The organism is Methanoplanus sp. FWC-SCC4 (assembly GCF_032878975.1).
GTDB classification, from domain to species: Archaea; Halobacteriota; Methanomicrobia; order Methanomicrobiales; family Methanomicrobiaceae; genus Methanochimaera; species Methanochimaera problematica.
Genome location: NZ_CP043875.1, coordinates 2,306,017 through 2,312,530, shown reverse-complemented (window position 1 = coordinate 2,312,530; position 6,514 = coordinate 2,306,017). Strand labels below are relative to the sequence as shown.

The window sequence follows — 6,514 nt, the reverse complement described above, 5'->3', positions numbered from 1 at the left end:
TAAAATTCCTCTCAGATACGGTGCATTTTTGTAAAAATATCTTCATGCTGGCATCTGATTTTTACACCGATTTCATCGCCCAGATTCTCTAATTCGGTCACCATCTCTCCAAAAGGCTTTGAGGATTTGCCGGTGTCGACAATCATCATCATGTTGAAGTAGCCCTGCACGATGGTCTGGGAGATGTCCTCGACATTAACCTGATTGTCTGCGAGATATGTGCAGACCTTTGCGATAATCCCGACTGTATCCTTTCCAACAACAGTAATTATGGTTTTTTTCATGGCTCTCTTATCCTTATATTATATTGGTTTTCTTTGAAGATTAATTCCACTTTACAATCAATTTTTAAAATCCAAAAAGACTGGATGAACTCATATAATGAACTTCCTGTAATAAAGCACCTGCCCATACATTTTTCACCATAATATTCAGATTAACAAAAAAACCTCCGGTCAGGTGGAACATATCATACCATTTATCAGACATCATGCAAAATTAAAAAACAGCTGATTATCAATGCCTGACAACGATTCCCTGACCCGTTTTTGCCGGGTCTTTAGTACACTCATCATCGCTTTCATTCTTGTAATGTCAGCAGGATGCATTCAGAGCTCTCCGGCAGAGTCCGATATACCGGTTGTTACAAGCACCACCGGACCTATACAGACAGAATACTCACACGGTGAAATAACCCGCCTTGCCGGAAAGGCACAGGCCGATGCAAACGAATCTTTTAATCAAATTGCAGCAATTTTACCGGAGGAGAGAAACTTTGACAATACTGTTCTTGCCTTTGAGGAGACGGTTTCTGATCATGAAAATGCCATATTTCCCCTTACCCTGATGCGGGATTTACATCCGGACCCTGAAATTGCAGCAGAGGGACAATCAGCGGATGAATCATACAAAATCTTCTTAAATGATGTTATGACACGCCCTGATCTCTATGATGCACTCAAAGGACAAAATCCCCGTACAGGACAGGAATCACGCCTTTACAATAAAATATTAAGTAAATTTGAAAAATCAGGACTTGGGCTCTCTGACGAACGTCGTTCAAAACTCCGTGGGATGAACAACAGGCTGGTAAAACTTGAATCAGAATATATCCTCAACTTAAACAACGACAACACCACCCTTGAGTTTACCGCCGCTGATCTTTCCGGATTGTCGGCGGAAGTGCTGTCAGGATTCTCCGAAACCGAATCAGGCAACTATACCGTCACAATGACATACCCAAACCTCTTTTCGGTAATCATTAGTGCGGAAAATGAAGAAACCCGCAAAAAAATGTACCAGACTTTTTTTAACGTGCAGGCAGATGAAAACATTCCGGTTCTTGAGGAGGCCCTTGATCTCCGCCGCAGTATTGCAGAGGAGGCAGGATTTTTAACATGGGCCGATTACAAGCTGGATAACAACAGCATGGCAAAAGACAGTGCAGGGGTCATGACATTTCTAAATACCCTCAAAGCACCTCTTCAGAATAAGACAACTGCAGAGCTCGAAGAACTTCTTGCTGTCAAAAAGACTCTTGATCCAAAGGCAACGTCAGTTAATCCCTGGGATGTATATTATCTAAGGGAGAAAATAAGAAAACAGGATTACGACTATGACAAAGAAGAGGTCAGGGAGTATTTCCCGATGGAAAGAGTCCTTTCAGGACTTTTTGACACCTGCTCGGCCCTTTTCGGAGTCAGCTTTGAGGAGGTTTCAAATCCTTCGGTCTGGTCACCTGATGTTCGTCTGTTTGAAGTCAGCAACATGACGGACAATAAGACAATCGGATACCTGTATCTGGATTTATATAAAAGAGAAGGAAAAGTCAGGTACACTTATACTTCAGGAATCATAAACGGGAGGATAAAAAACGGTACATACACAACGCCGGTTGTGGTAATTGTCGATAATCTAAGACCGCCCGCAGGGGATAAGCCTTCACTCTTATCACCAGTTGAAATGGAGACGCTTTTCCATGAGACCGGACATGCCATGCATGGCATTTTGACAGAAGTGCCTTACGGAATTCTCTCCGGTGCGAATGTGGATTTTGACTTTAGTGAGCTCCCCTCTATGACCCTTGAGGAATGGGTATGGGACCCGCAGGTGCTTGAATCACTCTCCGGCCACTACAAAAACACCTCGAAAAAGATCCCCGCAGAACTGTGTGACATTATTATTGAAGACCATTTCGGAGACCCTTCCTATTTTTACAGCGTACAGCTGATTTATTCTCTTGAGGATATGCGTTTTCACACAGCCCGTGGCCGGGTAAATGCAACAGAGATATGGTCAAAAACCAATGAGGAGATGACCGGCATGCACGATACGACCAGACAGCCGGCAAGATTCGATTATATGATGGACGGCAGTTATGATGCTGCATATTACGGATATCTCTGGTCCGAAGCCAATGCGTTTAATATTGTGGATGAGTTCAAAAAGGACGGGATGCTCAACCGGACAACAGGAATGAGATTGAGGAACGAGATCCTCTCAAAAGGGAACATGGAGGACGGCAGTGTCCTGCTTGAAAACTTCCTCGGAAAAGAGCCGGGCCCGGAGGCACTATACAAAGTAATGGGGATTGATGTTGCAGAGGCATGAATTCCCAAATCAGAGGTATCAGATCCGGAAATAATCATCAGGCAGGTTTTCAAAAAATAAAATATCATATTGCCCAAACAGGCTCAATACACTTTTTTTTCTGAAAAACGGAAGAAATCCGACACGAAGCTATAAGGCGGAATGGACCAATCATTTAAATCAGGAACCGGTATGACCAATGTTGAAGGCTTTATTTTTATAGTGATATTCATGGGGGTCGTCGCCTGCCTGATTGGTGCGGTTGTTCTCGCTATTACCTATGCAGTCCTGAAAAGAATCAAAAATCCCGTTCTCCGCACAGGTATAATAATTCTTGTCCTTATATTCGGCTTTCTCCGGCTGATGCCGCTTGATGCACCGACGCTTCTTACGGCGGCACTTATGTTTACAGTCCCTGTGGCAGTGCTTGTTCCGCCGTTCATTCTTCCCGGTCTTTTTAAGGGTCGTTTCTCCGGCCGGTTTTCCGGAAGTTCCCAACAGATTGCAGACAATGAGCCGCGTTTTTCCCGCCTTCTTCTCTGCCACATCATTGTCTCGGCTGCCGGGTTTTTTCTCCCGTTCATCCTTGTCAAATCCGGTCTTTCAATGATGCCTGAGATCTACTGGCACACACCTCTTTCAAACGGTATTGTCTATGCCGGTGCATTCATACTCGATGTAGCTCTTGCAGGGATTTTCTTCAGGATTGTTGGATGGGGGGAGGATGAATCCGGGGAAAAAGTGGAACAGGGAAAGAATTCATCCATGAAACCCTAAAACAGAAACCTTATTTCAGAGTGTATTTTTAAAATAGGGATTTTAAATATCCCTGTCTCCTCCCCCCGTTTTTTTTTCAAATTACGATATTGGATTTTTCAAAAAAAGTTGTGATAATTTCAATCATCATCCTTATCCCCCTCGTATCTTTCATTGTTGGGGTTTAACTGATCAGCATGATTGTCCATCGCTGCATGATATGCATCGTTGTTTGGGTTCATTGAATCTGACCTGTCATCATTTGCACTTCTTCCCATAGATTTTCACCTCCCTTTAAGCATGTAAATTAGAATTAAAGGAGAAAAAAGATTAAACTTCACTGAAACTGTTTCATAATTCTGAAACAATTTTCCAAATTTAGCCCATATTATGAAGCATTCTTTTGTCCGTCTTTTTATCATTTTATCACTTACCATAACTAAAAATGGTAAACACCCCAAATAATCAATTAAGCATAAATCCGGAATACAGTTGCCGGACCTGTCAAAAAATTCCAATAAAATCTAATAAAATTCAATAAAATTCCAATAAAATCCAAAAAGTCACCGGGACAGCAATGCAAAAAACACCGTTTGAAACAATCCTCTGCCAAAAACCAGACATCCCCTCCCTTAGAAGCGAAGGCTATACCCTCACTGACATGCACCTTCACACCCGCCATTCAGACGGACTAACAAAAATACCCGATCTTTTGAAGTACGCTAAAAAGATGCAGATCAGCATTGCAATCACAGATCATAATGAGATCAGCGGTGTTTTAAAAGCATACGAACTTCTAAAGGAACAGCCAAAAAGTGCCCGTGAAGATCTAATAATTATCCCCGGAACTGAACTTGAAACAAAGGAAGGGCCACACCTCCTTATGTACTTCTATACAACCGGTGATCTTGAAAGTTATTTTGAAGACTTCAAAAAAGAACGCCGGAAATTATCCAGGACAATGACAAAAAACCTCCCCGTAATAGACTGTCTCACACTTGCGGAAAACTATGACTGTTTAAGAGTTGCCGCTCATCCTTTCGGTTATTACGGGATCGACAGGGGTGTTTTAAAATGCGTCAAAAACGGTAAACTCCCCGGAGTTATGGAGCACCTTGACGGAATAGAAGCAATATGCGGGGGAATGATGAGAGGGCTCAACAACAAATCAATCCTGTATGCAAAAAACCATAATATCCCGTTTACGGGCGGTTCGGATGCACATGTAACTGGCAGTATCGGTGATGTACTCACAGGCACATTCGCAGGAAGTGTTGAAGAACACCTAAATGCAGTCAAAAAACGCGAAAATATAGTAATCGGACACTCCGGAAACCCTGCATACAAAGGTGCAACGGCCGGTGTCATCGCATGGAGTTTTGTTCCGTTCACAAAGACATTTCTAACCGCACACTGCAAAGCAGGAAAAGAAAATATCAGATCAGCCGCAGGCAGAATCAGACACTCCCCGAAAAAATAAATCCGTTTTTTGTTAAAATTATTATTTTTATAGATAGTCCGGTCGATCCGATTCTCACAACAGCGGTGAAAACAACCTTGATATTGACAATTTAACCCTGATAATCGCCGGAAGATTCCTGATTCTCTCAGGAGTCAGCTCCTCACAGTCGTCAAGATCCCTTATAAAATAACTTTTTAGCTCTTCTGCAACCCCGCTGTCGTACATGACCGCGTTTGTCTCAAAGTTCAGCCTGAAACTTCTCACATCCCAGTTTGCACTGCCGACCGATGCCACTTCCCCGTCGACAACAATCGTTTTTGCGTGAATGAACCCGTCGGTATAGGTATATGCCTTAACCCCGGCATCAAAGAGCTGCTCGATAAACGAATATCCCGCCCAGTAAACAAACATGTGATCCGGTTTTGAAGGAATCATGATTTTTACATCAATACCTGACAACGCTGCCATACGAAGTGCGTCAATAATACTCATATCAGGGATAAAATACGGGGTCTGGATGTATACTGACTCTTTTGCAAGCGTAATCATCTTCAGGTACGACTCTTTTACCGGATTCCAGTAGGTATCAGGACCTCCTGAAACAATCTGTACAGGAAGAGACCTTATGCCCGTGCCCTCTTTTCCATCGCTTTCCTCTAATTTAGGGAAGTATCTTTCCAAAAACTCGACCTGCTCACCGCTATTTTCACTGTTTGCATAATTCCAGTCCAGAAAGAATCTGATCTGCATTAAAATTACAGAATCACCGATAATTCTTACAGCCGTATCTCTCCAGGGAGCCCACTCGGGAATCCGGCTCAGGTAATCGTCCCCTATATTAAAACCGCCAATAAAGCCGGTCTTACCGTCAATGACCGCAATCTTCCTGTGGTTTCTATAATTCAGGCGTGGATGGCGAATCGAGATAAGTGAAGGGAAGAAAAATGCAAGCTTTCCCCCGGCATCAAGAAAAGGTTTGTAAAATGCCTTTTTTGGCCCTGCACACCCAAGACCGTCCCCAAGGAATCTTACCTCAACACCTGCCTTTGCACGTTCTGTCAGAGCCGCAAAAACTTCGCGTCCGATCTCATCATCCTTTAGGATATAATATTCCATGTGGATGTGATCCTTTGCACCTTTTATTGCCTCAATAAGCGCCGCGAACTTCTCGTTTCCGTCGACATAGACTTTGACATCGTTATTGATTGTAAGCGCTGACAGATTATTCTCCATCAGCATCAGCGCCATACGCTTGTATGAGTCAGAAAGCGTCCCGCTTATCGGCCGCTCATCTGTAAAAAGATCTTTTTTCTGCGATTCAATAAAGGCTATGAACTTCTGATCCTGTTCCTTTTTGACCTTAAACATCCTCTCCCGGTAAAAACTCTGACCAACGAAAAGATAAAGGACAAAACCAACAACAGGAAGAAATATGAGTGCCATAAGCCATGCGACTGTCGCAGACGGATTTTTTCGCTCAAGAAATACTACTATGAGCGCAAAACAGATATTTACGACAATTATTATCTGAAACAAAAATTCCCAGATCAGACTTAATATTCCTGACATTATTATTCCCGGCCACTGAACTCTTACAATATATTGAAGTTTTAGAATATATAGAGAGTTTGCGATTAAACCGGCAGGTTCCGCGGAAGTTGGTCCACTCAGGTTTCATATTTTTGTACTGGTCATGCCAATCATCCC

At 42.9% G+C, this 6,514-nt stretch carries 6 protein-coding genes; 3 read left to right on the top strand and 3 right to left on the bottom strand.

Features of this window, described 5'->3' with window-relative positions; genetic code table 11:
* Positions 1 to 11: 11 nt before the first annotated feature.
* The gene (locus F1737_RS11580) at positions 12 to 284 is read right to left on the bottom strand and encodes an ACT domain-containing protein (RefSeq protein WP_317136734.1); all 273 of its coding nucleotides are present in this window, start codon (positions 282 to 284) and stop codon (positions 12 to 14) included.
* Between the two features lie 235 nt (positions 285 to 519).
* Here F1737_RS11580 and F1737_RS11575 point away from each other — a divergent pair, with 235 nt between their 5' ends.
* Together F1737_RS11575 and F1737_RS11570 are read left to right on the top strand one after the other, a co-directional pair.
* On the top strand, positions 520 to 2,610 hold the full coding sequence (locus tag F1737_RS11575; RefSeq protein WP_317136733.1) for a M3 family metallopeptidase: 2,091 nt from the start codon (positions 520 to 522) through the stop codon (positions 2,608 to 2,610).
* A gap of 141 nt (positions 2,611 to 2,751) precedes the next feature.
* Complete coding sequence (locus F1737_RS11570) at positions 2,752 to 3,366, top strand: hypothetical protein (RefSeq protein ID WP_317136732.1); 615 nt, start codon at positions 2,752 to 2,754, stop codon at positions 3,364 to 3,366.
* Positions 3,367 to 3,485: 119 nt separating this feature from the next.
* On the opposite strand, the gene F1737_RS11565 is transcribed toward F1737_RS11570, so the two are convergent.
* On the bottom strand, positions 3,486 to 3,623 hold the full coding sequence (locus F1737_RS11565; protein ID WP_317136731.1) for a hypothetical protein: 138 nt from the start codon (positions 3,621 to 3,623) through the stop codon (positions 3,486 to 3,488).
* Between the two features lie 299 nt (positions 3,624 to 3,922).
* Here F1737_RS11565 and F1737_RS11560 point away from each other — a divergent pair, with 299 nt between their 5' ends.
* Positions 3,923 to 4,825, top strand: coding sequence for a PHP domain-containing protein (locus tag F1737_RS11560; protein ID WP_317136730.1), 903 nt, complete (start codon positions 3,923 to 3,925; stop codon positions 4,823 to 4,825).
* A 54-nt stretch (positions 4,826 to 4,879) separates the two neighbouring features.
* On the opposite strand, the gene cls is transcribed toward F1737_RS11560, so the two are convergent.
* Positions 4,880 to 6,376 carry a cardiolipin synthase gene (cls, locus tag F1737_RS11555; RefSeq protein WP_317136729.1) on the bottom strand — a complete coding sequence of 499 codons (1,497 nt, stop codon included), beginning with the start codon at positions 6,374 to 6,376 and terminating at the stop codon, positions 4,880 to 4,882.
* Positions 6,377 to 6,514 lie beyond the last annotated feature (138 nt).